Source organism: Kitasatospora sp. NBC_01302 (assembly GCF_035976515.1).
In the GTDB taxonomy this organism is placed as follows: domain Bacteria; phylum Actinomycetota; class Actinomycetes; order Streptomycetales; family Streptomycetaceae; genus Kitasatospora.
The window spans coordinates 2507427-2532848 of the sequence record NZ_CP108404.1; the positions used below are offsets into that span (position 1 = coordinate 2507427).

General features: G+C 72.1%; 25 protein-coding genes. 11 read left to right on the forward strand and 14 right to left on the reverse strand.

What is annotated here, in order from left to right:
• Nucleotides 1-2: 2 nt before the first annotated feature.
• The 7 genes from OG294_RS10515 to OG294_RS10545 all read right to left on the reverse strand — a co-directional run bounded on the left by OG294_RS10515 (nt 3) and on the right by OG294_RS10545 (nt 5541).
• Nucleotides 3-731 (reverse strand): SDR family oxidoreductase, encoded by a 729-nt coding sequence (locus OG294_RS10515; protein WP_327066202.1) that lies wholly within the window; start codon nt 729-731, stop codon nt 3-5.
• Nucleotides 732-906: 175 nt separating this feature from the next.
• Complete coding sequence (locus OG294_RS10520) at nt 907-1347, reverse strand: SAV_915 family protein (protein ID WP_327066203.1); 441 nt, start codon at nt 1345-1347, stop codon at nt 907-909.
• A gap of 54 nt (nt 1348-1401) precedes the next feature.
• Entirely contained in the window at nt 1402-1602 is a 201-nt protein-coding gene (locus tag OG294_RS10525) for a hypothetical protein (protein ID WP_327066204.1), read from the reverse strand.
• A 132-nt stretch (nt 1603-1734) separates the two neighbouring features.
• Nucleotides 1735-2592 (reverse strand): metal ABC transporter permease, encoded by an 858-nt coding sequence (locus OG294_RS10530; RefSeq protein WP_327066205.1) that lies wholly within the window; start codon nt 2590-2592, stop codon nt 1735-1737.
• A complete protein-coding gene (locus OG294_RS10535) occupies nt 2589-3530 on the reverse strand; it encodes a metal ABC transporter permease (RefSeq protein WP_327066206.1) in 942 nt (313 codons plus the stop codon). The genes OG294_RS10530 and OG294_RS10535 overlap by 4 nt, the downstream gene beginning before the upstream one ends.
• Entirely contained in the window at nt 3527-4585 is a 1059-nt protein-coding gene (locus OG294_RS10540) for a metal ABC transporter ATP-binding protein (protein ID WP_327066207.1), read from the reverse strand. Before OG294_RS10540 ends, OG294_RS10535 begins: the two co-directional genes overlap by 4 nt.
• A complete protein-coding gene (locus OG294_RS10545; protein ID WP_327066208.1) occupies nt 4582-5541 on the reverse strand; it encodes a metal ABC transporter solute-binding protein, Zn/Mn family in 960 nt (319 codons plus the stop codon). The genes OG294_RS10540 and OG294_RS10545 overlap by 4 nt, the downstream gene beginning before the upstream one ends.
• Before the next feature lie 321 nt (nt 5542-5862).
• Here OG294_RS10545 and OG294_RS10550 point away from each other — a divergent pair, with 321 nt between their 5' ends.
• Nucleotides 5863-7251, forward strand: a complete 1389-nt coding sequence (locus OG294_RS10550; RefSeq protein WP_327066209.1) for a S53 family peptidase — start codon at nt 5863-5865, stop codon at nt 7249-7251.
• A 45-nt stretch (nt 7252-7296) separates the two neighbouring features.
• Here OG294_RS10550 and OG294_RS10555 read toward each other — a convergent pair whose 3' ends face one another.
• Nucleotides 7297-8073, reverse strand: coding sequence for a class II aldolase/adducin family protein (locus OG294_RS10555; protein WP_327071494.1), 777 nt, complete (start codon nt 8071-8073; stop codon nt 7297-7299).
• A 143-nt stretch (nt 8074-8216) separates the two neighbouring features.
• The gene (locus tag OG294_RS10560) at nt 8217-8849 is read right to left on the reverse strand and encodes a TetR/AcrR family transcriptional regulator (protein ID WP_327066210.1); all 633 of its coding nucleotides are present in this window, start codon (nt 8847-8849) and stop codon (nt 8217-8219) included.
• A 127-nt stretch (nt 8850-8976) separates the two neighbouring features.
• On the opposite strand from OG294_RS10560, the gene OG294_RS10565 reads away from it, so the two are divergent.
• Entirely contained in the window at nt 8977-11226 is a 2250-nt protein-coding gene (locus tag OG294_RS10565; protein WP_327066211.1) for an MMPL family transporter, read from the forward strand.
• Nucleotides 11227-11329: 103 nt separating this feature from the next.
• Here the strand turns inward: OG294_RS10565 and lysA are convergent, their stop codons facing one another.
• Entirely contained in the window at nt 11330-12688 is a 1359-nt protein-coding gene (gene lysA, locus OG294_RS10570; RefSeq protein ID WP_327066212.1) for a diaminopimelate decarboxylase, read from the reverse strand.
• Nucleotides 12689-13113: 425 nt separating this feature from the next.
• Between lysA and OG294_RS10575 the strand changes: the two genes are divergently transcribed.
• The 3 genes from OG294_RS10575 (at nt 13114) to OG294_RS10585 (ending at nt 15303) form a co-directional block, all read left to right on the forward strand.
• A complete protein-coding gene (locus tag OG294_RS10575; RefSeq protein ID WP_327066213.1) occupies nt 13114-13488 on the forward strand; it encodes an SAV_915 family protein in 375 nt (124 codons plus the stop codon).
• Between the two features lie 143 nt (nt 13489-13631).
• A complete protein-coding gene (locus tag OG294_RS10580) occupies nt 13632-14087 on the forward strand; it encodes a hypothetical protein (protein WP_327066214.1) in 456 nt (151 codons plus the stop codon).
• Between the two features lie 220 nt (nt 14088-14307).
• Nucleotides 14308-15303, forward strand: coding sequence for a phosphotriesterase family protein (locus tag OG294_RS10585; RefSeq protein WP_327066215.1), 996 nt, complete (start codon nt 14308-14310; stop codon nt 15301-15303).
• Between the two features lie 22 nt (nt 15304-15325).
• Here OG294_RS10585 and OG294_RS10590 read toward each other — a convergent pair whose 3' ends face one another.
• The gene (locus OG294_RS10590) at nt 15326-16666 is read right to left on the reverse strand and encodes a DUF2254 domain-containing protein (RefSeq protein ID WP_327066216.1); all 1341 of its coding nucleotides are present in this window, start codon (nt 16664-16666) and stop codon (nt 15326-15328) included.
• Nucleotides 16667-16946: 280 nt separating this feature from the next.
• Here OG294_RS10590 and kdpB point away from each other — a divergent pair, with 280 nt between their 5' ends.
• The 5 genes from kdpB to OG294_RS10615 all read left to right on the forward strand — a co-directional run bounded on the left by kdpB (nt 16947) and on the right by OG294_RS10615 (nt 21723).
• Complete coding sequence (kdpB, locus tag OG294_RS10595; RefSeq protein ID WP_327066217.1) at nt 16947-19034, forward strand: potassium-transporting ATPase subunit KdpB; 2088 nt, start codon at nt 16947-16949, stop codon at nt 19032-19034.
• A gap of 211 nt (nt 19035-19245) precedes the next feature.
• Nucleotides 19246-19368: a hypothetical protein gene (locus tag OG294_RS41075; RefSeq protein WP_442789133.1), complete on the forward strand. Its 123-nt coding sequence runs from the start codon at nt 19246-19248 to the stop codon at nt 19366-19368.
• On the forward strand, nt 19346-19858 hold the full coding sequence (locus OG294_RS10605; protein WP_327066218.1) for a DUF6879 family protein: 513 nt from the start codon (nt 19346-19348) through the stop codon (nt 19856-19858). The genes OG294_RS41075 and OG294_RS10605 overlap by 23 nt, the downstream gene beginning before the upstream one ends.
• A 12-nt stretch (nt 19859-19870) precedes the next feature.
• Nucleotides 19871-20725: a DUF5753 domain-containing protein gene (locus OG294_RS10610; RefSeq protein WP_327066219.1), complete on the forward strand. Its 855-nt coding sequence runs from the start codon at nt 19871-19873 to the stop codon at nt 20723-20725.
• Nucleotides 20726-20787: 62 nt separating this feature from the next.
• Nucleotides 20788-21723 carry a terpene synthase family protein gene (locus tag OG294_RS10615; protein WP_327066220.1) on the forward strand — a complete coding sequence of 312 codons (936 nt, stop codon included), beginning with the start codon at nt 20788-20790 and terminating at the stop codon, nt 21721-21723.
• A gap of 76 nt (nt 21724-21799) precedes the next feature.
• Here OG294_RS10615 and OG294_RS10620 read toward each other — a convergent pair whose 3' ends face one another.
• Entirely contained in the window at nt 21800-22438 is a 639-nt protein-coding gene (locus OG294_RS10620; RefSeq protein ID WP_327066221.1) for a hypothetical protein, read from the reverse strand.
• Nucleotides 22429-23388, reverse strand: coding sequence for an MFS transporter (locus tag OG294_RS10625; protein ID WP_327066222.1), 960 nt, complete (start codon nt 23386-23388; stop codon nt 22429-22431). The genes OG294_RS10620 and OG294_RS10625 overlap by 10 nt, the downstream gene beginning before the upstream one ends.
• A 154-nt stretch (nt 23389-23542) precedes the next feature.
• Here OG294_RS10625 and OG294_RS10630 point away from each other — a divergent pair, with 154 nt between their 5' ends.
• A complete protein-coding gene (locus OG294_RS10630; protein ID WP_327066223.1) occupies nt 23543-24259 on the forward strand; it encodes a TetR/AcrR family transcriptional regulator in 717 nt (238 codons plus the stop codon).
• 88 nt (nt 24260-24347) lie between these two features.
• Here the strand turns inward: OG294_RS10630 and OG294_RS10635 are convergent, their stop codons facing one another.
• Nucleotides 24348-25313 carry a LysR family transcriptional regulator gene (locus OG294_RS10635; protein WP_327066224.1) on the reverse strand — a complete coding sequence of 322 codons (966 nt, stop codon included), beginning with the start codon at nt 25311-25313 and terminating at the stop codon, nt 24348-24350.
• Nucleotides 25314-25422: the final 109 nt, after the last annotated feature.

The window sequence follows — 25422 nt, forward strand, 5'->3', positions numbered from 1 at the left end:
GGTCAGAGCACGGCGCCGCCGTCCACGTGGCTCAGGACGCCGGTGGTGAAGCTGCTCCGCAGCAGGTGCAGCACGGTCTGCGCGACGTCCTCGGGCTGTCCGATCCGGCGCAGCGGCGTGGCGGCGGCCGTCTGTTCGAAGATGGCGGCCCTGGCCTCGGCCGGGACGAAGTCCCAGAGCGGGGTGTCGATCAGGCCGGCCACCACCACGTTGACCCGCACCGGCGCCAGCTCCAGGGCCAGCGAGCGCCCCAGACCGCCGATCCCGACGTTGGCGGCGGCGGTGGCGCTCAGGTCCGAGTAGGGCTTGTAGCCGGCGGCGCCGGCCAGCAGCACGATCGAGCCGGTCTCCGCGATCTTGCGCCCGGCGTGCCGGACACAGAGCAGCGGGCCGACGATCTTCGTCTCCAACGAGCGCCGGACCGCCTCCAGCGAAACGTCGTAGACCGACCCGGTCGCCATGTCCCCCGGGCAGACCACCAGGTGGTCGATGGTGTCGATACCGGCGAAGAAGGCGCTCACGCTCTGCTCGTCGGTGACATCGACGACGCCGGTGGTGATGCCCTCGATCTCCCGGGCGGTGTCGGCGAGCTTCGCCGCGGAGCGTGAGCCCACGACGACCTGCGCACCGGCCGCGGCGGCCTCCCGCGCCACCGCCCGCCCGATGCCGGAACTGCCACCGACCACCACGACGCGGCTGCCGGAGAGGGTGGTCAGGGATGACGAACTCATGGTGTTTCTCCTGGATGGATCTGGATGGTCGACGATCACGGCGCGAGCGGGAACGGCTCGCCGCCCGTCGGTACGGCACCGCTCGGCGGTGCCGGCCACGGCCCGCACCGGGCTCTGACGTCGACTTTCGCAGCCCTGCCAGGAGACAGGCAGGGGGACTTTTATCCTGTGCAGTTCACTCCCTGTCAGGGCCCACGGCGGTGGGCCGCAGCCACTGCCGCTCGGTCCGGAGCGGGGCGATGGGGGCCGCGGCGTCCGGGGGCGCGGGCGGGGCGACCAGCTTCGGGTCGAGGACCAGGCGGTGGACGCCCAGCGGCTCGGTCAGCGCCCGCAGGGCCGCCTCGGTGAGTTCGGCGCTCGGCTGGGCGGCGCCGAGCAGGGCGTGCAGGGCTCCGGGCGAGCTGAAGGCGACGGCGCAGCGGCTGCCGTCACGCTGCCGGAAGAGGCGGAGCACCTGGGTGACCCCGGCGTGGCCGAGCGGCGCCTCGCGGACGGGGACGTAGTAGCGGATCGGGCCCGCGTGGATCGGGCCGGGTCGGACGACGGCGGTATCCGGGGGTTCCTCGGGCGCCTCGGGCGCCTCGGGCGGCTGCGAGGCGTGCGCTGCGGTGGTCACGGTGCTCCTCCGATGACGAGCGGTCGGGACGGGAGACCGGGCGACGAGCCCCGGTCAGTCCAGATACTGCATCGCGTACCGGCAGTGCGCAGGTGCGGCCGGCTCGGGGTCCGCGGGCTGGAGGGCCTCCTCGTCCCGCGCCGACCGCAGCCACGCCCGGCCGGCGGCGTCGGCCTCGGCCTCGGCCTCGGCGTCGGCGTCGACCAGGGAGAAGGCCGTCGGGATCGGAACGGTGATGACCTGGGTATCGGTCATGGTGCGTCGCTTCCTTCCAGGAGCCGTGACGCCGGGGACCTCGGTGATCCCCACGCGCAGCTCCAGTGGAGCCCCATCCCAGCGCAAGCGCACCCGGCCTTGACGCGTGGACTACGCGCAGCCGCCCCTCCTTTACGGCACCTTGACGTTGACTCCCCCGTCCGGCGCAATCGCGCGCCGCGGGCGGACCAGGAAGGTCAGCGCGTAGACGGCACTCGCCGCGGCCATGATGGTGAAGCTCGGCGGCAGCTTGGGCAGCGCCGCGCTGAGCAGCAGCCCGCCCCACATCTCGCCGACCGCGAGCCCGGCGGACAGCGCGAGCGCGCGGAACGGACGGTCCGTCAAGCGGATCGCCGCACCGGCGGGGGCCGCCAGCAGGCCGAGCAGCAGCAGCGAGCCGACCGCCTGGGTCGCCTCGGCCGCGCACGCCCCGACCAGCACCAGGAAGCCGAGGCCCAGCACCCGGACCGGCACCCCGCGCGCCGCCGCCACCGCCTCGTCCAGGGTGGCGAACAGCAGCGGCCGGCCGATCAGCAGGATCAGCACGCAGATCGCGCCCGCGATGGCGACGGCCAGCGTGGTCTGGTTGCCGTGCAGGCCGAAGATCGAGCCGAAGAGCACGGAGGTCCCGGCCCCGCCCTGGCCCGAGCCGCTGCGCGAGGTGGTGTAGACGGTGAGGAAGAACGCGCCCAGGCCCAGGATCCAGGCGAAGACGCTGCCGATCACCACGTCGTCCGGCTTGCCCCGGCGCCCGAGGCCGCCGAGCAGCAGGCCGACCCCGATGGTCGCGGCGAACAGGCCGAGCCGCAGGTCGTAGCCGCCCGCCAGGGCCGCCATCGCACCGGTGAACGCCACATGGCTGAGCGCGTCACCGGTGAACATCTGGGCGCGCAGCACCAGGAAGTAGCCGACCAGCCCGCAGGCCAGGGCGATGAACGTGCCGGCCAGCAGCGCGTTCTGGAAGAAGTCCTGGGACAGTACCGACATCATGCCGCGCCTCCCGGGCCGACGCTCAGGGGACCGACGTGCAGCGGGCCGCGCTCGCGCGACCGTTCCAGTGCCTCGCGGCCACGGCGCACCAGGTGCGCCAGGACGTAGCCGGCGAAGGCGAAGCCCGTCACGAAGAAGCCGAGCGGGTAGGGCTGGTAGTACGCGGCGACCAGGCCCGCCCAGCAGGCGCCGAGGCCGAGCGCGACCGAGAGCAGCAGGCTCAGGCCCGGCCGGGCGGTGAGCTGGTTGGCGGTGGCGGCCGGAATCACCATCAGCGCGAAGACGAGCAGCGTGCCGGTGATCTGGCTGGCCTCGGCGGTGGCCGCGCCGAGCAGCACCAGGAAGAGCATGTTGAGCGCCTGCACGGGCACCCCGCGCCCGGCCGCCACCTGCGGGTCGACGGAGGCGAACAGCAGCGGGCGGCCGATCACCGCGAGCACCGCGAGGACGGCGGCGCCGACGACCGCCAGCACCGTCACCTGGCTGGTGGTGATCCCGAGGAAGCTGCCGAACAGCAGCGCGGTCGGTCCCTCCAGCAGGCCCTTGTAGAGGCTGATGAAGAGGTAGCCGCAGGCGAGCGCGAAGGCCTGCACGGTGCCGGTCACCGCGGACTCCTCCGCGCCGTCGGTGCGGCCCTTGCGGCCCAGCAGCCCGATCACCAGGGCGGCGGCCACGCAGAAGCCGAAGTAGCCGAGCGAGGTGCTGAAGCCCACCAGGACGGCGAGCGAGGCGCCGGGGAAGGCGGCCACCGAGAGGGTGTGCCCGGCGAAGGTCTGCCGGCGCAGCACCATGAACCAGCCCACCAGCGCGCAGACCACGGAGACCACCAGGCCGGCCCGGAAGGCGTTGACCATGAAGGCGTAGGACCACATGTCCTGGAAGTCGGCGACGAGGTTCCAGGAGAAGGTCGGTGACGTCACATCGGCTGCCAGCATCATGCGGCCGCACCCCCGCTCCGTGCGGCGGGCACGTCGGCAGCCACGTCGGAGCCCACGTCGGCGTGCCGGTCGGTGTGCCGGGCCGGTGCCTCCGGCTGGCCGACCACCACGAGGCGCCCGCCGCTGGTGCGCAGCACCTCGACCGGGGTGCGGTACAGCCGGGTCAGCGTCTCGGAGGTGATCACCTCGGTCGGCGTGCCGGAGACCGCGCCGCCCTCGGCGAGGTACACCACCCGGTCCAGGTGGTGCAGGATCGGGTTCACGTCGTGCGCGACCATCACCACCGCCACCCCCTCCTGGTGGCAGATCCGGCCGAGCAGCGCGGCGATCGCGCTCTGGTTGGGCAGGTCCAGGCTGTCCAGCGGCTCGTCGAGCAGCAGCAGCGCGGGGCGGCGCACCAGCGCCTGGGCGATCAGCAGCCGCTGCTGCTCGCCGCCGGAGCACTGCCCGATCGGACGGTGCGCGTAGGCGGTGGCGCCGACCAGCTCGATGACCTCCGCGACGCGCGCGGCCTCGTCGGCCCCGGATATCCCGAGGCGGGCCGCGCGCCGCCGCTTGAGCGCCGCCAGGCCCGGGACGGGGATCCCCCACCGGTCCCCGTCCAGGCCCAGCCGCACCACGTCGACGCCGCGGATCCGCACGCTCGCGTCGAAGTGGCGGCGCTGCGGCAGGTAGCCGACCGCCGCGCCGGCGGCCTGCGCCCCGCGGGAGCCCCAGCGGGCGCCGGGCGCGGCGCCGAGCACCGCGACCTCGCCGGCCGCCGGCGCCAGCACGCCGAGCAGCACCTTCACCATGGTGGACTTGCCGACCCCGTTGGGGCCGAGGACGGCCGTGAACTCCCCCGGGCCGACGGTCAGATCGACGCCCGACCAGAGCGTACGTCCGCCCACCCGCACCGCGGCGCCGCGCAGCGACACCACCGGCACCGGCGCACCGCCGGTGCCGGTCCCGCTCGGCGTCCCGCCCGTCGCCGTCCCGCTCTTCGTCGTTCCGCTCTTCGTCACATCGGTCACGCTCATGCCGGCACCGGCCTCCTCGATCGTCTGTCCGCTCATTTGCCGGTCGCCTGCTCCAGTGCGTGCTCGATGCCCTGCAGCTGCTGGACCTGCCAGTCCTGGAAGCTGTCGTTCGCGGGCGCGAGGGTCTCGGTGACCTGGGCGACCGGGATGCCCTGCGCCTTGGCGGCGCTCACCTGGGCCATCACGTCCGGGTCGGAGTTCTGGGTGTTGAAGACGTACACCTTGATCTGCCTGGCGGCGATCTGGTGGTCGATGGCGGCCTTGTCGGCGGCGGTCGGGTCGCTGCCCTCGCTCTCCGCGTCCAGGAAGGACGCGGGGGTGAGCAGCTTGAGCCCGAGGCTCTCGGCCAGCGGGGTCACGATCGACTCCGAGGCGCCGATCGGGGTGCCCGCGTACGTCGTCCTGATCGCGGTCTCCAGCTGGTCGTACGGGGCCAGCGTCCGGTTCAGGAAGGTCTGCCGCTGGGCGTCGAAGTAGGCCGCGTCGGCCGGGTCCATCTTCTGGTAGTCGGCGGTGATCCGGTCGACCACCTGGTGCACGCTGTCCGCCGAGTACCACTGGTGCGGGTTGTCGCCGGCCTTCCTGCCCAGCAGGGTGCCGACGGTCAGGGCGGTGCGGTGCGGCATCGGGTTGGCGCTCAGCAGCTTGCCGGCCCAGGTGTCGTAGCCGATCCCGTTGCTGATGACGTAGTCGGCGACCGACACGGCGCGGCCGTCGGCCGTGGTGGGCTCGTAGGCGTGCGGGTCGGTGTCCGGGTTGCTGATGAGGCTGGCCACCTTGACGTGGGTGCCGCCGAGTTGGCTCGCGATGCTGCCCCAGAAGTTCTCCGCGGCCACCACCTGGATCACCCGCGCACCGCCGGGCCCCGGAGCGGCGGCCCTGGAGGCCGTCGAGCACCCGCCGGTCGCGACGAGCACCGCGGCCGTGATCGCGCCGAGGGCGACCGCGGTGACGGCTCGCCGCAGACCGGCGCCGGGTATGGCGGTGCTCATGGCTCGGTCACTCCTCAGGCCTGCGGTTCCCGACCTGGGGATCCGTCTCTCGTGGACACCACACAGAGTAATTAGAAATGGTTTTCACATCCAGGCCAGCTGCCACTGATCTGATAATCATTGCCAACTTTTGACCCGCCGAGCTGCGACGGGTACCGGCCGCCACCGGCCGGCCACGGAGCGTCTCGGCGGCCCTGGCGGCGCTCGGTACAGGCATGACAAAACTTTCCTCATGGATCGGACAAGCCGGGGACAGGCCCTCCCGGACAGGAGTGCGATGGCGCGCAGCCGTTGTCGATCTCCATCCCCACAAGGACTTCCATGCGACGCACCACCCTCAGCCGGGCCACCACCTCCGCGCTCGGGACCCTCGCCCTGCTCGCCACCACCGCATTGACCGGCGCCGCTCCGGCGAGCGCCGCCTTCAGCGCGGCCCTCGGCAGCCCGGCCAGGCCCCTGCCGGCGGCCGTCGGACACCGGCTGGTGGCCGGGGAGTACGCCTCCCCGCTGACGCCGAGCCAGTGCCAGGCTCAGCTCCAGTCCCTCTGCTACGGCGCCACCCAGCTCGAACAGGCCTACAACGAGCACCCGTTGTTCGACCGGGGCATCAACGGCGCCGGGCGCACCATCGTGATCGTCGACTCCTACGGCTCGCCCACGATCCAGCACGACCTGGACGTCTACAGCAAGCAGTTCGGCATACCCAGCACCAACGTGCAGGTGGTCAAGTGGGGTTCGGTGCCGACCTTCGACCCGACCGACTCGGACATGACCGGCTGGGCCGAGGAGACCACCATCGACGTCGACATGGCGCACGCGATGGCGCCCGGCGCGAAGATCGTGCTGGTCGAGACGGGCGTGTCGGAGAACGAGGGCACCACCGGCCTGCCCGAGATGATGGACGCCGAGCAGTCGCTGATCGACAAGGGCGTCGGCGACGTCGTCTCGCAGAGCTTCGGCGCCACCGAGAACACCTTCCCCGGCTTCGACAAGGGCGACTACTCCAGCCTGCTGAACCTCCGCTACGCCTTCAAGGACGCGGCGGCGCACGGGGTGACCGTGCTGGCCTCCTCCGGCGACAACGGCGTGACCGACTCCGAGTCGGACGGCAGCACCCTCTACCCCTACCCGGTGACCTCCTGGCCGCCCTCCGACCCGCTGGTCACCGCGGTCGGCGGCACCTCGGTCCACCTGGACGACCAGGGCGACCGGCAGAGCCCGGACACCGTCTGGGACTCCCCCGCCACCAACGACGGGGCCTCGGGCGGCGGCAGGTCCAAGGTCTTCAACCGGCCCTCGTTCCAGCTCGGGGTGGCGGGCGTGGTGGGCGGCTCGCGCGGCGTGCCGGACATCAGCATGGTCGGCGACCCGAAGACCGGGGTCTGGACGTACAACAGCTTCGGGCCGCAGGACAACGGCTGGGAGCTGTGGGGCGGCACCAGCGTGGCCTGCCCGGTCTTCTCTGGCGTGGTGGCGCTGGCCGACCAGTACGCCGGACACCGGCTGGGCAACCTGAACAGCGGCCTGTACGCGCTGGGCGGGCTGCAGCAGCTGGGCGCCCCCGGGACCGGGATCACCGACGTGACGGGCGGCTCCAACACCTACAACGGCGTGCCCGGCTTCCCCGCCACCAAGGGCTACGACCTGGCGACCGGTTGGGGCACGGTGAACGCGGCGCAGTTCGTGCCGGCGATCGCGGCACTGGGCTGAGCACCCTTCGACGACGGGGCCGTCCGGTTCCGGACGGCCTCCCGCTCAGTCGAAGAGGTCCGGGTCGGAGGCGGTGATCTGGTCCCACAGCGGGCGGGCCTGGAACCAGCCGGCCAGCGACGAGCCCAGCTGCCCCCGGGTGATCAGCGCCGTCTCCCGGTCGATCAGCTTCGGGGTGCCCGCGGCCATCGCCAGCAGCTGCGCCTGGCAGGAGCGCTCCATGGTGACGAACCACCACACCGCCTCGGCCACCGACTGCCCCACCGTCAGCAGCCCGTGGTTCTGCAGGATGACCGCCTTGCAGTCGCCGAGGGCGGCGGCGATCCGCTGCCCCTCGTCGACCTCGTCGACCACGCCCCGGTAGTCCCGGTACACCGCGTGGTCCTCGAAGAACGCGCAGGCGTCCTGGGTGATCGGGTCCAGCGGGATGCCGAGGCTGGAGAACGCCTTGCCGTGCAGCGAGTGCGAGTGCGCGGCGGCCACCGCGTCCGGGCGGGCCGCGTGCACCTGGGAGTGGATGACGAACGCCGCCCGGTTCACCGGCCGGTTGCCGTGCAGCAGTCGGCCCTCGTGGTCGACCAGGATCAGGTCCGAGGCCTTGATCATCGTGAAGGCCATGCCGAACGGGTTGACCCAGAACCACTGCGGGTTCTCCGGATCGCGCACCGTGATGTGCCCGGCCACCCCCTCGGAGAAGCCGAACCTGCCGAACAGCCGGAATCCCGCGGCCAGTTGCTCCTTGCGGTACTGGCGTTCGGCCTCGACCGAGTCGAAGCTCGGCGGCATCGGCAGCGTGCCCCCGTCCGGGGCCGGCCCCAGCAGGGCGGCGAGCGCGGTGGGGGCACTGACGGCGGGGTTGCTCACGGCGGACTCCAACGGGTCGGCGGCGATGCGGACCCTCCAGAAGATACGTCGGCGCCTGCGATCGGCCAATGCCCGGATCACGGCCCGCCCGGGCCGCCCGCTCAGCGCTCGCGCTCCTCCAGCGCCAGGAAGGCCCGGTGCACGAAGTCCAGCAGGTCGAGGGTGGCGCGCCGGGACTCGGGCAGCCGCGAGTAGCTGATCCGGATCGCGCGCAGCACGGAGACGCCCGCGCGCGAGAGCACGGCGGCGCGCAGCACCCGTCCGTCCTCCGGGTCCCGCTCCGGGTCCACGTCCGCACCCGGCGCCAGGCGCGCGAGGAAGGCGGCGGCCACCGCCTCCTCCAGGTCGAAGAGCAGGAACCGGTCGCCGCGGCTGGTCGGGTCCGGGTTCAGCGGGCGCGGGCCGAGCAGGAGCAGCGGCGGGGACTCCGCGTGGCGGGCCAGCTCCAGGGTCGCCTCGCGCAGCGCGGCCAGCGGCGGCTCGGCCGCCGGGCGGGACCGGATGCCCTCCGCCAGCAGCGGGACGAGGTCCTTGACCTGCTGCAGGATCAGGCTCTCCTTCGTGGGGAAGTACCGGAAGAAGGTGCGCTCGCCCACGCCTGCGGCCAGCGCGATGTCCCGCACGGTGGTGACCTCGTAGCCCTGCTCGCGGAAGAGCCGGGTGGCCGCCTCCACCAAGGCGTCGTGGGTGCGGCGCTTGTTCTGTTCCCTGCGGCCCGGTCCTTCGTCGTTCACTCCTGGATCATCTCAGCTCGCGTCGCGCGGTCGTGCGGGGGGCGAATCTGGCAGTTCTGCCATGTTTGCTAACGTGGCAGAACTGCCACTTTTTTTACCCGCGCAGATCCTCAGCCATGGAGCCCCCATGCCTTCCCTTCTCTACCGTCTGGGCCGGTGCGCGTTCCGGCACCGACGACGTGTGCTGGCCCTCTGGCTGGCGGCGATCGCCGCGGTCGTCGGCTGCATGGTGGCCTTCGGCGGCCCCGGCAAGCTGGACGACACCTTCGCCATCCCGGGCTCGCAGTCGCAGCAGGCGCTGGACCGGATGAAGAGCGACTTCCCCGCCTCCTCCGGCACCAGCGCCCAGGTGGTCTTCACCGCGCCCGCCGGGCAGAAGGTGACCGACCCCGCCGACCTGGCGGCGATCCGCACCGCGCTCGCGGCCGCCAAGTCCGCGCCGCAGGTCGCCAAGGTGATCGACCCGGTCGCCGCGCAGACGGTCTCCGCGGACGGCAGCACCGCCGTCGCCCAGGTGCAGTACGAGGTGACCCCGAGCCAGCTGGCGTCCGGTTCGCTGAACGCGCTCAAGGGCTCCGTGGCGGTGGCCGCACAGCACCAGCCGGGGATGGACGTGCAGGTCGGCGGCGCCGCGTTCGGCTCCGGGCCCTCGAAGTCCGGCGGCAGCGACCTGATCGGCGTGGGGATCGCGGTGATCATCCTCGCGCTGACCTTCGGCTCGCTGCTGACGGCCGGTCTGCCGCTGCTGAGCGCGATAGCCGGCGTGGTCACCGCGATCGCCGGGGTGCTGTCGCTGACCGGCGTGACGGCGATCTCCTCCACCGCGCAGAGCCTGGCGCTGATGATCGGCCTGGCGGTCGGCATCGACTACGCACTCTTCATCGTCAGCCGCCACCGGGCCGCGCTGGCCCGCGGCACCTCGCCGCAGGAGTCGGCCGCGCTGGCCGTCGGCACGGCCGGCAGCGCGGTGGTCTTCGCCGGGCTGACCGTGGTGATCGCGATGGCGGGCCTGTCGGTCGTCGGCATCCCCTATCTGACGGTGATGGGCCTGAGCGCGGCAGCAGCCGTGCTGATCGCCGTCCTGGTCGCGACCACGCTGCTGCCCGCGCTGCTCGGCTTCGCCGGGTCGCGGCTGGCGCCCCGGCCCGGATCCCGGGCGATGCGGCGCGAGCAGGCGGTGGCCGAGGCGCCGAGCGGCGCTGCCGCTGCTGCGGGCAGGCCCGCGAACGGCGGCGAGCGGTGGTTCAGGCTGGTCACCCGGCGCCCGCTGCTGACCCTGCTCGCCGTGCTGATCGGCGTCGGCGCGCTCGCCTGGCCCGCGCACAGCCTGCGGCTGGCGCTGCCGGACAACGGCACCGCCCCCGCCGGTTCCTCGCAGCGGCTGGCCTACGACCAGGTGAGCAAGGAGTTCGGGCCCGGCTTCAACGGGCCGCTGCTGGTGCTGGCCGACACCGGCCACAGCACCGACCCCACCGCCGCGGCCGACCACATCGCCACCGCGATCCGCGCGCTGCCCGACGTCAGCGCCGTCGCGCACCCGGTGCTGAACGCCGGCACGCACACCGCGCTGATCCAGGTGGTCCCCGCCAGCGCGCCCAGCGACCAGGCGACCAAGACGCTGGTCAGCACGATCCGGGCGAACGCCCCCGCGCTCCAGCAGCAGACCGGGGCGACGATCGGCGTGACCGGCAGCACCGCGGTCGGCATCGACGTCTCGGCCAAGCTGGACGCCGCGATGATCCCGTTCGCGGCCGTGGTGGTCGGGCTCTCGCTGCTCCTGCTGCTCCTGGTCTTCCGCTCGCTGGTCGTCCCGGTCAAGGCCGCGGTGGGCTTCCTGCTCTCGGTGGCCGCGACGCTGGGCGCCGTGGTCGCGGTCTTCCAGCTGGGCCACTTCGGCACGCTGATCGGCGTGGACCGCGCGGGGCCGGTCAGCAGCTTCCTGCCGATCATCCTGCTGGCCGTGCTGTTCGGGCTCGCGATGGACTACGAGGTCTTCCTGGTGTCCCGCCAGCGCGAGGCCTACGTCCACACCGGGCAGCCGCTCGCCGCGGTGCACAGCGGCGGCCGGCACAGCGCCCGGGTGGTCACCGCCGCGGCGCTGATCATGATCGCGGTCTTCGCCGCCTTCCTGACCACCGACAGCCAGATGCTCAAGCAGATCGCCTTCGCACTCGCCGCCGGCGTGCTGCTGGACGCCTTCGTGATCCGGATGACCTTCGTGCCGGCCGTCCTCGCGCTCACCGGCCACGCGGCCTGGTGGCTCCCGGGCCCGCTCGCCCAGCTGCTGCCGAACCTCGACATCGAGGGCGAAGGGCTCCCGCAGCCGCACCAGGAGTCGCCGCCGGAGCTCACCCTGGTCAAGTCCGGCACGCAGTGACGGGGTTGGCGGCCGCTCCGGGCAGGCCGTCCGGCCGGCCGGCCGCTGTCCAGTGCCGCGTCAGGCAACCGTCGCGACGGGGCGAAGGATGCCTGACGCGGGACTAGCGACCCACCTCGCGGGAGCGGAAGTCCTCGACCGTCTCGCGGCGGATCAGCAGCCGGGCCCGGCCGTCGCGGACGGCCACCACCGCCGGGCGGCCGACCAGGTTGTAGCCGGAGGCCATGGAGAACTGGTAGGCGCCGGCCGCGGGGACGGCCAGCACGTCGCCGGGGCGCAGGTCGGCGGGCAAGCGGGCGTCGTGGACCAGGACGTCGCCGGCCTCGCAGTGCCGGCCGACCACGTCGATCACGGCGGTCGGGGCGGTGGAGGAGCGGCCGACCAGGCGCACGTCGTAGGCGGAGCCGTACAGCGCCGGGCGCGGGTTGTCGCTCATGCCGCCGTCGACGGCGGCGAAGGTCCGGCCGTCGGCGGTGTGCTTGACCGACAGCACCCGGTAGAGCGCCACGCCCGCCGGGGCGGCGATCGCGCGGCCCGGCTCCACGACCAGGCGCGGCGCCTTCAGGCCGTGCACCGCGCAGCGGGCCGCCAGGTGCTCGCCGACGGCGGCGGCGAACCGGGCCGGGTCGAGCTCGCGGTCCTGCGGCAGGTAGCGCACGCCGTGGCCGCCGCCGAGGTCCAGCTCGGGCAGCTGGACGCCGTGCCGCTCGCGCACCTCGGCGAGCAGCTCGACCAGGCGGTCCAACGCGTCGAGGTAGGGCTCGACTTCGGTGATCTGGGAGCCCAGGTGGCAGTGCAGGCCGACGAGTTCGAGGCTGGGCTGGGCCAGCGTGCGGCTGATCGCCTCGGCCGCGTCGCCGCCGTCGATCCGGAAGCCGAACTTCTGCCCGTCCACGCCGGTCTGCACCGCGCTGTGGTGACCGGCGGCGACGCCCGGCAGCACCCGGATCAGCACCCGCTGCGGGACGTCCGCGATGGCCAGCGCGGCCAGCCGGGGGATCTCGGCCATGCCGTCGACGACGATCCGGCCGACCCGCAGCCGGCGGGCCAGCCGGAGCTCCTCGGGGGTCTTCGCGTTGCCGTGCAGCAGGATCCGGTGGGCCGGGAAGCCGGCGGCCGTGGCCAGCCGCAGCTCGCCCGCCGAGCAGACGTCCAGGCCGAGCCCCTCCTCGGCCACCCAGTCCGCCATCGCGCTGCACAGGAAGGCCTTGGCCGCGTAGAGCACCTCGGCGTGTGGCAGGGCGCGGCGGTAGGCCTGGGCACGGGCCCGCACCTCGGCCTCGTCCAGCACGTAGAGCGGCGTGCCGAAGCGGTCGGCCGCCTCGTCCAGCCCGACGCCGCCGACCAGCACCTCGCCGCCGGGGGCGGTGCGGGCCGAGGCGGGCCACGGGCTGCCGAGCGGCTGGTCGCACGGCTGTCCGCCGGCGGCTGCGGGGCTGGGGGCGACCTGGGTCTCAGGCATGGCGGATCGGTTCCTTCCACTCACGGCACAGGCGCACAAGGGATCTTGGCCCGTCTCCAGTGGAGTCCCTGCACCGGCCGTTCGCACCCGGTCTTGACGCGTGGCCTACGCGGAACACGCGTTCTTTCACAACACCTTGACGGGGTCCGGGTCCGGGTCCGGGGCCGCTGCGGGGTCCGGGTCCGGCGTCCGGGGCGGGTCGCGGACCGCGTGCGCCGCCACCGAGCGCAGCGGCCGGGCGGTGGTGGGGCAGGACGTCGATCGGGCTGACGATGCACATGGTGTCAGCCGTGGTGTCAACGGCGTGTCAGGAGATCGCGGATCGGGGTCAAGGAGGCGTCAGGGCCGCGCGCGGCACGCCGGTGGGCGGGCTTAGCGTCGATCCTGCACGCACGTTCCGCGCCACCAGTCGCCGGAGGACCACGATGAACCAGCGTCAGAACACCGAGGACCCGGAGCCTTCGGAACCCGTCCCGGCCGGACAGCTCCTCGTTCCCGTCCGGTCGGGTCCGCTGGGCCACACGGCCCGGCTCTTCCGCACTCCGCTCGGCGACCGCACGGCCGTCGCGTTCAGCAGCCGGGAACGGCTCACCGCTGTGCTCGGCGAAGCGCAGCCCTGGATCGCGCTGGCCGAGCCCGCGCTGCGCGCGCTCACCGAGCCGCTCGGGGTCACCACGCTCACCGTGGACCCGCAGCTGGCGGCGCCCGCCCCGAGGCCGCTGCCGGCCCGGGCCACCGTCACCACCCCGGCCGCCACTGCCCCGGCCGCCGTTTCCCCGCTCGCGCCCGCTGCCGCCTGAGCAGCCCCGGCGAGCCACTCACGGCCGACCTCCATGAGAGGAGAGACGACCTGGCGATACGTCAGTAAAAGTATTGTGTGGACGATGTGTCAGCCCCGTAGTACTGTACGCGGCGTCCCACTCAGTGCTTATCTTATTTTTACTTGGGAATTCTGGTGAACCTCGACTTCAGCGCCGAGCCCCTCTTCTCCTGGTACGTCGTGCTGCTGCTGGTCAGCGGTCTCGCGATGCTGGGCATCGGTGCCGTCAATTCCGCCTGCCTCAGTGCGGGTTGGCGCGTTTTCAACATCATCGCCGGCGTCGGTTTCATCGGCTACGGCGTGTACCTCGGCTTCATCTTCCAGGGCAGCGAGTACATCATCTTCTTCAAGGCGTTCATCCTGCCGGTGGTGATGATCGTCAACTTCGTCCGCTCGTTCGCAGCCCGACGCCAGGCGGCAAAGGCGTCCCAGGCGCCGGTGCCGTTCGCGGTGTACCAGGCCGGGCTGTCCACCGGCGCCGGCCCGGCGGCCCCCGCCGGCGCCACGGAGCAGGCGCCGGCGCAGCCGCAGCCGCAGCCGCAGCCGCAGCCGCAGCCGCAGCCGCAGCCGCAGGCATAGCAGTCGCCGTTCGCCGTCGCGGTATCTGACGGCAGGGCACTCGTCGGTGTTCCACCGGCGGGTGCCCTTCTTCGTGCGCCGAGGTCGGGGCGAGCCCTCCGTCCGCCCATGTTTCGGGCGCGGACGAAGGATCGGCGGGTGAGGATCGTCGTCCGGCTGAACCGGCTGAACCGGCCGTACCGCCTGCCCGCCTGCCCGCCTGCCGCCCGAGGAGCCTGCCGTGCCGTATGTCCAGACCGTCCTCGGCCCGGTGGCGCCCTCGCTGCTGGGCCGGGTGCTCAGTCACGAGCACCTGCTGGCGCTCACCCCGGGCCCGGGGCTCGCCCAGGATCCGGTGGAGCAGGCGGTGGCCGCGCTCGGCGGGCTGGCCGCGTACGGGGTCGACACCGTGGTCGACCTGAGCCCGTACGGCGATGCCGGGCGCGACCCGTACGGAGCGAACGTCCTGCTGCTGCGGGAGATCTCGCGGCGCAGCGGGGTGCACGTCGTCGCCGGGACCGCCACCTACCGGGCCGAGTTCAGCCCGCCGTGGGTGCGCGCGGCCGGCGGCGAGGAACTGACCGCCCGGTTCGTCGCCGACGCGCGCAGCGGGATCGGCCCGACCGACGTGCGGGCGGGCGTCCTCGGCGAGCAGCCGACCGGGCTGGGCGAGGTGAGCGCGCACGAGGAGACCGGTCTGCGCGCCGCCGCCCGCGCGCACCACGCCACCGGCCTCGCGCTCACCACCCACACCACGCACGGGACGATGGCCCTGGAGCAGCTCGCGATCCTCGACCAGGAGCAGGTGCCGCGCGACCGGGTGGTGATCGGGCACCTGGACAACCATCCCGAACTCGACTACGTGCGCCGGGTACTGGACACCGGGGCGAGCATCGCGTTCGACTCGGTCGGCAAACAGGACTGGGACCAACGCACCCCGCCGCCGGCCGCCGAGCGCCCGGACGGCGAGCACGCCAAGCGCGCCCTGCACCGGAGCGACCGCACCCGGGCCCGCCGGCTGGCCCGGCTGGTCGCCGAGGGCTACGCCGAACAGATCGTCCTCTCCCAGGATCTGACGGGAGGTCAGGCCTATCTGAACCCGACCACGCACGGGCGGTGGGGATACCGCTACCTGCCCGCCGTCTTCCTCCCGTTGCTCGCCGAACTCGGCGTCGGCGAGCGGCAGATCGAGACCATGATGCGCACCAACCCGGTCCGCCTGCTCACCGTCGGCTGAGCCGGCTCCGCCCGGACCGGCCTCAGTCCTGGCAGCTCGCGTGGACGGCCAGCACGGTCAGGTAGCGGCGGTGCACGTCGGCCCGGTCGGCCGGCTCGGCGACCGACTCCCCGCTCAGCCGGTCGATCATCTCGGCCTGGGCGAGCAGCACCCGCCGCTGCTCCTCGGTGCGGGTCTCGGCCATGATCTCGGCGAGCGCGTCCAGCAGCCGGATCAGCACGGCCGGCATGCCGTGCCCCGCCTGGCGGATCTTCTCGAAGGCGCGCTGGACCAGCCGCTCGTAGCTCACCGGCACGGCCAGCACCCGGACGTAACCGCCCCCGTCGCGGTGGACCGGATTGGGCCGCCAGCCCGCGGCGATCCGGCACAGCCCCTCGCCGAGCCAGTCGATGCAGGTCAGCGCGGTGAAGGTGTCGTTCACGGCGGTGGACAGCGCGCGGATGGCGATCTCCACCAGCTGGTCGACGGCGAACGAGATGTCCTGCGCCAGGGTCCGGGAGGGGCCGGTGATGTGCGCCCGGGCGAAGCTGGCCGCCACACCCGGCGCCGCCGCGGGCGGCCAGACCGTGGCCAGCTGGTGCCCCTGCACCAGGAAGTGCCCGGGGCGGTGGTCGAGCCGGATCACCGCGCCGAGCTCGGTGGCGATGGCCACCAGCGTGCGGTGCCGGACGAACTGGAGGTAGCCGCTGGCCGGGGCGGGCACGGTGGCGCCCTCCGCGTCCAGCCGGTCCTCCAGCTCGGCCGCCGAGGGCCCGTGCTCCACGCCGCCCGCCCACTCCGGCTCCCCCGCGCCCGCCTCGATCGCCGTCGACAGATCGGCCGCGATGGTCGCGATGACGTGCGGCAGCTGGATCGAGGTGGCGATGTGGTGGATGAAGTGGATCAGCACCGCCAGGTCGACCAGGACCAGCACCATGCACACCGTGATCGACAGGTGCGGCACGAAGTCGCCGTGCGAGGCGGGCCCGATGGAGATCAACGCGAGCATCGCGAAGACGAAGGTCCCGACGAAGGTGCCCAGGGTCAGCTGGGTGGCGCGGTCGCGGATGAAGTTGCGCAGCATCCGGGGCCCGAACTGGGTGGAGGCCAGCGTCAGGGTCACGATCATGATCGAGAAGACCACGCCGACCACGGTGATCAGCGCCGCCGCGATGGCGGCGAGGATCTGACGGGCCGCGTCGGCGGTGCCGCTGATCACCCAGGAGGGAAGGGTGATCGACCCGCGGTAGGCGGCCCGGTCCAGGCTCCAGGTGACCAGGAAGAGGCCGACGGCGAGGATCACCTCCAGGGTGGGGACCAGCCACAGGTTGGTGCGCAGCGCCTCGGTGCGCCACTGCGACTCCAGGTGAACCCTGCGGATCACCTCGCCCACCACCGTCCCTGACTCCCTGACCAGGCAGGTCGACCATTTCCACGGTAACCGCAGCGGGCGGGCCCCGCCCGCCCGTCCTCGCCGCGGCCCGCCAGGGCCCCGCCACGGCCCCGGCGAACGCGCGTGCGGGCACGTCAGGGGCTCATCAAGGACGGGCGGGCCGGTGCCAAGGTCACGTCAAGGGCGCGCGGGTGCCGCACCTGCGAGTGATTGGCTGACCGCTGTCCGCGAGGACGGCTCACGTCCACCGTTCCTGGAGGTCCGCGCCCTGATGCGCCGTTCGGTCCACACCCCGGGCACCGCCAGCCGGCTGATCGACCGCGAGCAGCTGCGCGCCGCGCTCCCCGTGGCCCTGCGCAAGCTGCATCCGCGCACCATGGCCAGGAACCCGGTCATGCTCGTCGTCGAAACCGGCGCCACCCTCACCTCGCTCACCGCCGTGCTGCACCCCGGCGTCTTCGCCTGGACCATCAGCGTCTGGCTCTGGCTGACCGTGCTCTTCGCCAGCCTCGCCGAGGCGGTGGCCGAGAGCCGGGGCAGGGCGCAGGCCGACTCGCTGCGCCAGACCCAGTCCGGCACCACCGCGCGGCGCCTGCTGCACTGGCGGCTGGGCATCGCCGACAGTCCGCAGGAGGTCGTCCCCGCCGAGGAGCTGCTGCTGCACGACATCGTGCTCGTGCAGGCCGGGGAGGTGATCCCCGGTGACGGCGAGGCGATCGAGGGCGTCGCCTCGGTGGACGAGTCGGCGATCACCGGCGAGTCGGCGCCGGTGATCCGCGAGGCGGGCGGCGACCGGACCTCGGTGACCGGCGGCACCCGGCTGCTCTCCGACTGGCTGGTGGTGCGGATCACCGCCCGCCCCGGGCAGAGCTTCATCGACCGCATGATCCGCCTGGTCGAGGGCGCCAACCGGCAGAAGACGCCCAATGAGATCGCCCTCAACATCCTGCTCGCCTCGCTGACCATCATCTTCGTGCTCGCCGTGGTCTCCCTGCAGCCGATGGCGATCTACGCGCACGCCCCGCAGACCACCGTCGTGCTGGTCGCCCTGATGGTCGCGCTCATCCCCACCACGATCGGCGCCCTGCTCTCCGCGATCGGCATCGCCGGCATGGACCGGCTGGTGCGCCGCAACGTGGTCGCCGTCTCCGGTCGGGCGGTGGAGGCGGCGGGAGACGTGGACGTGCTGCTGCTCGACAAGACCGGGACGATCACCTACGGCAACCGGCGGGCGGTGGACCTGCACGCCTTCCCCGGCGTGCCGGTCGACCAGCTGGCGGAGGCCGCCCAGCTCTCCTCGGCCGCCGACGAGACCCCCGAGGGGCGCTCGATCGTCTCACTGACGGAGCGTCAGTTCTTCGTCCTGCCACGGGAGGAGGACGAGCTCGGCAAGCAAGAGTTCGTCCCGTTCAGCGCGCAGAGTCGGATGAGCGGGGTCGACCTGCACTGGCCGGACGGCTCGCTCTGCCGGGTACGCAAGGGCGCGGCGGCCTCGGTCGCCCGCTGGGTGGTCTCCTGCGGCGGGCGGCTGCCGATCGAGGCCAAGGCGCTGGTCGACCGGATCGCCGCCGAGGGCGGCACTCCCCTGCTGGTCGCCGTCCACGACTGGCACGGCGCCCGGGCCCTTGGCGTGGTCCACCTCAAGGACGTGGTCAAGGAGGGCATCGCCGAACGCTTCGCCGAGCTGCGGCGGATGGGCATCCGCACCGTCATGGTGACCGGCGACAACCCGCTCACCGCCAAGGCGATCGCCGAGGAGGCCGGCGTCGACGACTACCTCGCCGAGGCCACCCCCGAGGACAAACTCGCCTACCTGAAACGGGAACAGGCCAACGGCAACCTGGTCGCGATGACCGGCGACGGCACCAACGACGCCCCCGCCCTCGCCCAGGCCGACGTCGGCGTCGCGATGAACACCGGCACCCCGGCCGCCAAGGAGGCCGGCAACATGGTCGACCTCGACTCCAACCCCACCAAGCTGATCGAGATCATCCGGGTCGGCAAACAACTCCTCATCACCCGCGGTGCGTTGACCACCTTCTCGATCACCAACGACGTGGCGAAGTTCTTCGCGATCATCCCCGCCATGTTCGGCCACTCCTACCCCGGCCTCGACCGCCTCAACATCATGGGCCTGCACAGCCCGACCTCCGCCATCGCCTCGGCCATCATCTTCAACGCCCTGATCATCGTCGCCCTGATCCCGCTCGCCCTGCGCGGCGTCCGCTACCAGCCCGCCAGCGCAACAGACTTGCTGCGCAGAAACCTGCGGGTCTACGGGCTGGGCGGACTGGTGGTGCCGTTCCTCGGGATCAAGGCCATCGACCTGCTGATCGAGTTCGTGCCCGGCCTGCGGTAGGCGAGGCCGCCGGTCGAGGTGCGCAAGTTTGCGCAAACTCCTGGCAGAGCTGTTGCCCAGCGTGAAACCCTGATCACAAGGAAGAAGCCTCGAAGCGGAGGTCATGATGGCACTTCGGAAACTCGGCCAGGACCCCGACAGCCCGGACGGGAAGTCGCCGACGCTCTACTACGACGACCAGACCGACAACTACATCATCCAGGGCTGAAAGGTGACGGATCCGGAACGGCTGGCTCAACTCGACCTGCCCGACCACGAGACCGTGATCGAGTACCCGAAGCGGATGATCCAGTTCTTCCCGGAGGTGAACAGTGCCCGAGGCCCCCTCGATTGACGATCTCCTCACGACCTGCAAGCAGTCGGCCGTTCACTTGGAGATGCGGGACGGCTACATGCGGGACGACCCGATGTTCATCGCCTGGCAGGAAGGCCGACTCGACCAGAGCCGGGGCGAGGCCGATCGCCCCTGGCTGGCTCTGATGGCCGCCACCACGTCCCGCGGGATCGCCGTGCGTCGGGCCCGGATCGTCTCGGAGCCGATCAGCGACTACATCCGATTCGAATACGATGTGACAACCGCAAACGTGCTGTCGGGCGAGCTTGTCCGCTGGTTGCCGCGCCGCCGGGCCACGAGCCTGGCGCTCCCGGGCAATGACGTCTGGCTCTTCGACAGCCAGGTGCTCCTGCTCAACCACTTCGATGGTGAAGGCAACTTCATCGACCACGAGTTGATCACTGATCCCGAGGTCGTGAAGTTGTGCGCAGACGCGTTCGAAGCCGTCTGGGATCGTTCCGTTCCGCATGAGGAGTACCAGCCGGCCTGACCGGTCAGTTCGATGTCCAGAAGCTCACCATCCTCCAGAGTCCAGGAGGCCAGGCTTGCCCTGGGCCAGCGCCTGCGCGAGATCCGGAAGGATTCCGGTCTCACCGCTCGGGCGCTGGCCGCGCGTGCGTCGTGGCACGAGTCGAAGTGCTCTCGGCTGGAGCACGGGCACACCATGCCCTCCGACGCCGACCTCCGCACCTGGACCCTGTACTGCGGGGTGCCGGAGCTGGCTGGGGACCTCATCGCCACGGCCCGGGGTATAGACGGAGCCTACGTCGAATGGCGCCGCATCGAACGCCCCGGGCTGAAGCGTGCCCAGGAGGCGGTGAGACCGCTCTTCGAGCGCACCCGGCGGTTCCGCATGTACCAGTCCTGTGTCATCCCCGGCATCCTTCAGACAGCGGAATACACGAGAGCGGTCCTTGACACGATCGTCGCCTTACGCGACGTGCATAACGATGTCGAGGAGGCCGTGGCCGTGCGCATGGAGCGTCAGAGCATGCTGCACACAGGGCACCACCGCTTCGCGATCGTCATCGAGGAGTGGGTCCTCCGGAGCTTGATCGGCGATGTGGACGTGATGGCGACCCAGCTCCGTCGGCTGATCGCCCTAGCCTCGATCCCGTCGGTCAGCCTCGGAGTCGTACCTCTCGGCAGGCTCCGCGGCGGCGGCTGGCCGGTCGAGTCCTTCACGGTCTATGACGACGCCCAGGTCAACGTCGAGCTGGTCTCCGCGCACCTGACGGTCACCAGCCCCGGCGAGATCGACGCATACGTCCGCGCCTTCACCGAGCTTGAGGAACTTGCCGTCCACGGCGCCGCAGCCCGGGCCCTGATCACCTCGGCGATCGACGCTTTGGAGTGACGTTCCGCAAGTTCACGCACACCTGTGGTGGCCGTCGCTCGCTCCTTCCTACCGTCGTCGGCATGGCCGAACTCCCCCTCCCCCACGACCACCGGCACACCGATCTCTACGTCAGTGCCGCCACCTTCCTCACTCAATACGGTCTCCACCCCGACCCCGCCGTCTACCTCGCCCACGGGTACGTCGATCTCTGTCTCGCCGCTTGGCCAGGCGCCTGTGGCGCCGAGCTGGACCTCGCCACCCGATGGGCGGTGTGGACGTGGATCGTGGACGACACCTTCGATGCGGAGCTGCTGGGTGAATCGCGGCAGGTGGTGGGTGAGTTCGCCCTGTCACTCCTGCTCGTCGCGGGTGGCAGTACGCGGCCAGGGCCCGGCGATCATCCCGCCGTGCATGCGCTCGCCGCTCTCGCGGCGGATACGCGGGCGATGGTGCCGGAGTTCTGGTGGCAGCGGTATCTGACGCACCTGGAGGAGTGGGTGCACGCCGCCTGCGCCAAGCTGGTCGACTTCGTGCAGCCGCGGCGCACGCCCACCCTGCGCGAGTACCTGCTGCTCCGGCCGACCGACGGCGGCATGGTGCTCGCCGCGATGTGGTGCGAACTGGCCGGGCGGTGCGTCACGCCCGACTGGCACGACGCACTGGTGCAGTCCCTGCTGCGCAGCTTCTCCACGCTCGGGTGCCTGACCAACGACCTGGCCGCCACCGACTCCGACACCTTCACCGCGGCGGACGCCCTGAGCGTTGGCCAAGGCTTGCCAACGACTCAGGCCCGGGAGCAGGTGCAGCTGGTGCTGGAGGCCGAGGAGCGCCGCTTCTGGTGGCTGTGCACCGCCGTCCGCGACGATGCCGAGCTCGACGCCGCCACCCGCCGCCTCGCACGCTCGCTCGACGACTTCCGCCGTGCCCTGGCCGACTGGACGCGGGTCAGCTCCCGCTACCTTCCCAGGGCGGACTGGCGGTGCCGTTCCTCGGGATCAAGGCCATCGACCTGCTGATCGAGTTCGTGCCCGGCCTGCGGTGAGGCGGGATCCATGACAGAGGCGTCTCCCCCCGCTACGCGCCCCCATGGGGTCATTGGCTCGCCCGTGCGCGGGGCTCGGGCCGGCGCTCCGGCTCCGCCAGGAGCTCGCCGTGCTCCTTGGGCAGCAGGAGGAGGACCAGGGCAGCGCCGACCACGAGCAGGACGGCGGTGGTGATGGCGGCCTGACTCATGCCATGGAGGTAGGCGTGGTCGGCAGCCCGAGTCAGCGGGCGGGCGACCGGGGGCGGCAGGTGGGACGCCACGGCGTGGGCGCCTGCCACACCGGAGCGCGCGGTGGTCCGGGCCTCGCCCGGCAACCCGGTCAGGGCCGGGCCGACGCTGCTGCGGTAGGTGCTGTCGACCACGCTGCCCAGGATCGCCGAGCCGAGCGAGATACCCACGCTCTGCAGGGTCCGGGAGAGCGCGTTACCCATGCCGGCCTGGCCTGAGGTCAGCGCGTCCAGCACGGTGTCCGCGGCCAGCGGCAGGCCCAGGCCCAGGCCGAAACCGAAGACCAGCAGTGCCGGCGCCACCGCGCCGTATCCGCTGTCGGGGCTGATCATGACGAACATCGCCAGCCCGCCGGCGCTGACCGCCATGCCGACCGGGATCACGAGCCGCGCACCGAACCGCGCGGCCCTGGCGTCGCTGATCCCGGCCCCGCCGAGCAGCGCGGCGATCATCGGCAACAGCCGTATCCCGGTGCCCTGCGCGTCGTTGCCCTGGACCACCTGGAGGAAGGGCTGACCACGAAGAGGATGCCGGCCTGGGCGAAGCTGATCACCGCGAAGGCGACGGTGCCCCAGGTGAAGGTGCGGTTGCCGAACAGTCGCAGGTCCACCAAGGGCGTGCTGGAGCGCCGTTGGTGGAGCAGGAAGGCGACGACAAGGAGCAGGCCACCGGTCAGCGGTACCAGGGTCCGCCCGCCCCACCCCTCGGTGGGCTGTTCGATGATCCCGTAGACCACGCCCATCACGCCGGTCGCGGAAAGCAGCGCGCCGGGCCAGTCCTGCCTGGAGACGGCCGGATCCCGGCTCTCCGGCACCAGGACCGCGACGCCGATCAGGCTCAGCAGCACCACGGGGCCGTTGATGAGGAAGACCGCGCCCCAGCTGAAGGCAGTCAGCAGCCAGCCGGCCAGCAACGGCCCGAGCGGCAGTCCGAGGACCGCGCCGACGGTCACGGCCGAGACGGCCTTGCGGCGGGCGGCCGGCTCGGGGAAGAGCGAGGGGAGCATCGCCATCACCATCGGCATGATGACGGCGGCGCCCGCGCCCATGACCGCGCGCATGGCGATCAGCGCACCGGCGGTGGTCACCTGACTGGCGGTCACCGAGGAAACGCCGAAGACCAGCAGCCCGCCGAGCAGGATCCTGCGGCGCCCGACCCGATCGCCCAGCTTGCCGATCGGCAGCAGAAGTCCGGCCCAGGCCAACGTGTACGCGCTCTGGATCCACTGGAGTTGGGAGGTGGAGGCATGCAGGGCACTGGAGAGGGTGGGCAGTGCGGTGTACAGGACGAAGCTGTCCAGGCCGACCACCAGCACGCTCAGCGCAAGGGCGGCCAGCGCCCACCACCTGGCGTGGGTTCGTGGGGCGGGAGTCCCGCCCGTCCGTGGGTCAGGCGCCTTCTGGGGCATCAGTTGTCTCCGATTCGGAACACGCACGACGGCTGAATCGCGGTTGGCCCGCTCATCACGGTGAGCGTATGACCAGGTTTCAAATCTGGTCAATCATGCAACCGAGCCTCGGAGAGTGTTGACCAGGTTTGAAAGTTGGTTCTACAGTGACGTCATGAGCACCCCGAGTCGTCTGCCGGCCGGCTCCAGTGCACGTCAGCTACGTGCGGAGCGGATCCTGGACACCACCGCCGACCTGCTGACGGCCTACGGCTACCGGAAGGTGACGATCGACGACGTCGCCGGGCGGGCCGGTGTCGGCAAGGGCACGGTGTACCTGCACTGGAAGACACGCGAGGCACTCTTCTGGGCGACCCTGCAGCGCGAGGCGCTCCGGCTCTTCGAGCACCTGCTGGCCGAACTTGCCAGGGAGCCGGAGTCGGCACTGCCGCACCGCCTGATGCGCACGATCTACCTGGAGATCACCGGGCGTCCACTGGTCAAGGCGCTGTTGCTGAACGACCCGGCCGTCCTGGGCAACCTGGCCGGCGACGAGACGGTCCGCTCGGCCCAGCAGGAGCTGGCGGAGAACGCCGACTACCTTCAACTGCTGAGCGATCAGGGTGCGTTGCGCGCGGGCCTGACCCCCGGGGCAGCCGGATACGTCCTGGTCAACGTCACCCGCGGCTTCCTCGGCGCGGCCGAGCTCGGCGAGGACGACGGGCTGAGCGTCGAGCAGCGCGCGGACCTGCTCTCGGACGTGCTGCGCCGCGCGTTGGAGAGGGACCTGCCGCTGACCGAGCAGGCACTGGCCGCCCTCAACGGCCAGGTGATCGCGATGTTCGCCAAGATGGCGCAGGGCCATCGCGAGCAACTGCAGCGCTCCTACTGACGCCTGACACCTGACGCCCTGGGGCTCGCCCGACGAGCCCCAGGCGCCCGCGTCCTCGCGCGCTCCCCCGACCCGCTCCCTGCCGCCGCTACCGCGCCCCCACCCGGCCACCGGCCGACCGCCGGGTGTACTCGTCGGCCGTCGCGCGCAGGGCCTGGAGCAGCGCGGCCACCGGGGTGACCTTGGCCATGTCCGGCCAGAGCAGCGCGAAGACCCGCCGGGCCGGCCAGTCCCGCAGCGGGCGGGCCACCACGCGGGGGTCGGTGTGTGCGCCGACGCCCAGCTCGTTCATGATCGCCACCCCGATCCGGTTGGCCACCAGGCAGTGGATGGTCAGCTGGTCGTCGGAGGTCGCGGCCACCCGCGGGGTGAAGCCCGCCTGGCGGCAGGCGGCCAGGAACCGGGCACGCCCGCTCTCCAGCACCCAGCGCTCCTCCGCCAGGTCGGCCAGCTCGACGGTCGGCGCGGCGGCCAGCGGGTGGTCCGCGGGCAGCAGCACGCAGCGCCGGTCGCTGAGCAGCGGCACGCGCAGCAGTCGCGGGTCCGGCAGCAGGCCCTGCCCCTCGCGCGGGCCCGCCCCCTCGCCGTCGACCTGGCCGATCTCCAGGTCGCACATCATCGCCAGATCGACCTCGCCGCCCAGCACCAGTTGGTGCGAGACGGGGCACTCCGTCTGGGTGACGACCACCTCCAGCTCGGGGTGGGTGCGCCGCAGGCTGCCCAGCGCGGCGGGGACCAGCGCCACGCAACCGCTCTGCATCGCGGCCAGCCGGACCTGGCCGCCGCCGGTGGAGGTGAGCGTGGAGACCTCGTCGGCGGCGGTGCGCAGTGCGGCGAGCACCGTCTCGGCGTGCCGGGCCAGGGTCTGCCCGACCTCGGTGAGCCGCACGCCACGGCCGCTGCGGGTGACCAGCGCCGCGCCGACGGTCCGTTCCAGGGTCCGCATCTGGTAGCTGATGGCGGGCTGGCTGTAGCCGAGGGCCTCGGCGGCGGCGGTGTAGGTGCCGGTGCGGGCCACCTCGGAGAGGACCTGGAGTTGGCGGAGATCAAACACCGGAAAAGAATAAATGATGTTTATCAATCTGCATGAAAAGCCCTACTGGACATATGAGTTTCCCGCCCGCCATGCTGTGCGGACGCGATGCGAGGAAGCGAAAGGGTAG

What these genes read in the sequence shown, in the direction of transcription:
- OG294_RS10525 (WP_327066204.1), bottom strand. Translation starts at nt 1,602, where the DNA reads ATGACCGATACCCAGGTCATCACCGTTCCGATCCCGACGGCCTTCTCC.
- OG294_RS10540 (WP_327066207.1), bottom strand. Translation starts at nt 4,585, where the DNA reads ATGAGCGGACAGACGATCGAGGAGGCCGGTGCCGGCATGAGCGTGACC.
- OG294_RS10625 (WP_327066222.1), bottom strand. Translation starts at nt 23,388, where the DNA reads ATGCCCCAGAAGGCGCCTGACCCACGGACGGGCGGGACTCCCGCCCCA.
- OG294_RS10535 (WP_327066206.1), bottom strand. Translation starts at nt 3,530, where the DNA reads ATGATGCTGGCAGCCGATGTGACGTCACCGACCTTCTCCTGGAACCTC.
- OG294_RS10530 (WP_327066205.1), bottom strand. Translation starts at nt 2,592, where the DNA reads ATGATGTCGGTACTGTCCCAGGACTTCTTCCAGAACGCGCTGCTGGCC.
- OG294_RS10615 (WP_327066220.1), top strand. Translation starts at nt 20,788, where the DNA reads ATGGCCGAACTCCCCCTCCCCCACGACCACCGGCACACCGATCTCTAC.
- kdpB (WP_327066217.1), top strand. Translation starts at nt 16,947, where the DNA reads ATGCGCCGTTCGGTCCACACCCCGGGCACCGCCAGCCGGCTGATCGAC.
- OG294_RS10565 (WP_327066211.1), top strand. Translation starts at nt 8,977, where the DNA reads ATGCCTTCCCTTCTCTACCGTCTGGGCCGGTGCGCGTTCCGGCACCGA.
- lysA (WP_327066212.1), bottom strand. Translation starts at nt 12,688, where the DNA reads ATGCCTGAGACCCAGGTCGCCCCCAGCCCCGCAGCCGCCGGCGGACAG.
- OG294_RS10630 (WP_327066223.1), top strand. Translation starts at nt 23,543, where the DNA reads ATGAGCACCCCGAGTCGTCTGCCGGCCGGCTCCAGTGCACGTCAGCTA.
- OG294_RS10515 (WP_327066202.1), bottom strand. Translation starts at nt 731, where the DNA reads ATGAGTTCGTCATCCCTGACCACCCTCTCCGGCAGCCGCGTCGTGGTG.
- OG294_RS10575 (WP_327066213.1), top strand. Translation starts at nt 13,114, where the DNA reads ATGAACCAGCGTCAGAACACCGAGGACCCGGAGCCTTCGGAACCCGTC.
- OG294_RS10610 (WP_327066219.1), top strand. Translation starts at nt 19,871, where the DNA reads ATGTCCAGAAGCTCACCATCCTCCAGAGTCCAGGAGGCCAGGCTTGCC.
- OG294_RS10545 (WP_327066208.1), bottom strand. Translation starts at nt 5,541, where the DNA reads ATGAGCACCGCCATACCCGGCGCCGGTCTGCGGCGAGCCGTCACCGCG.
- OG294_RS10550 (WP_327066209.1), top strand. Translation starts at nt 5,863, where the DNA reads ATGCGACGCACCACCCTCAGCCGGGCCACCACCTCCGCGCTCGGGACC.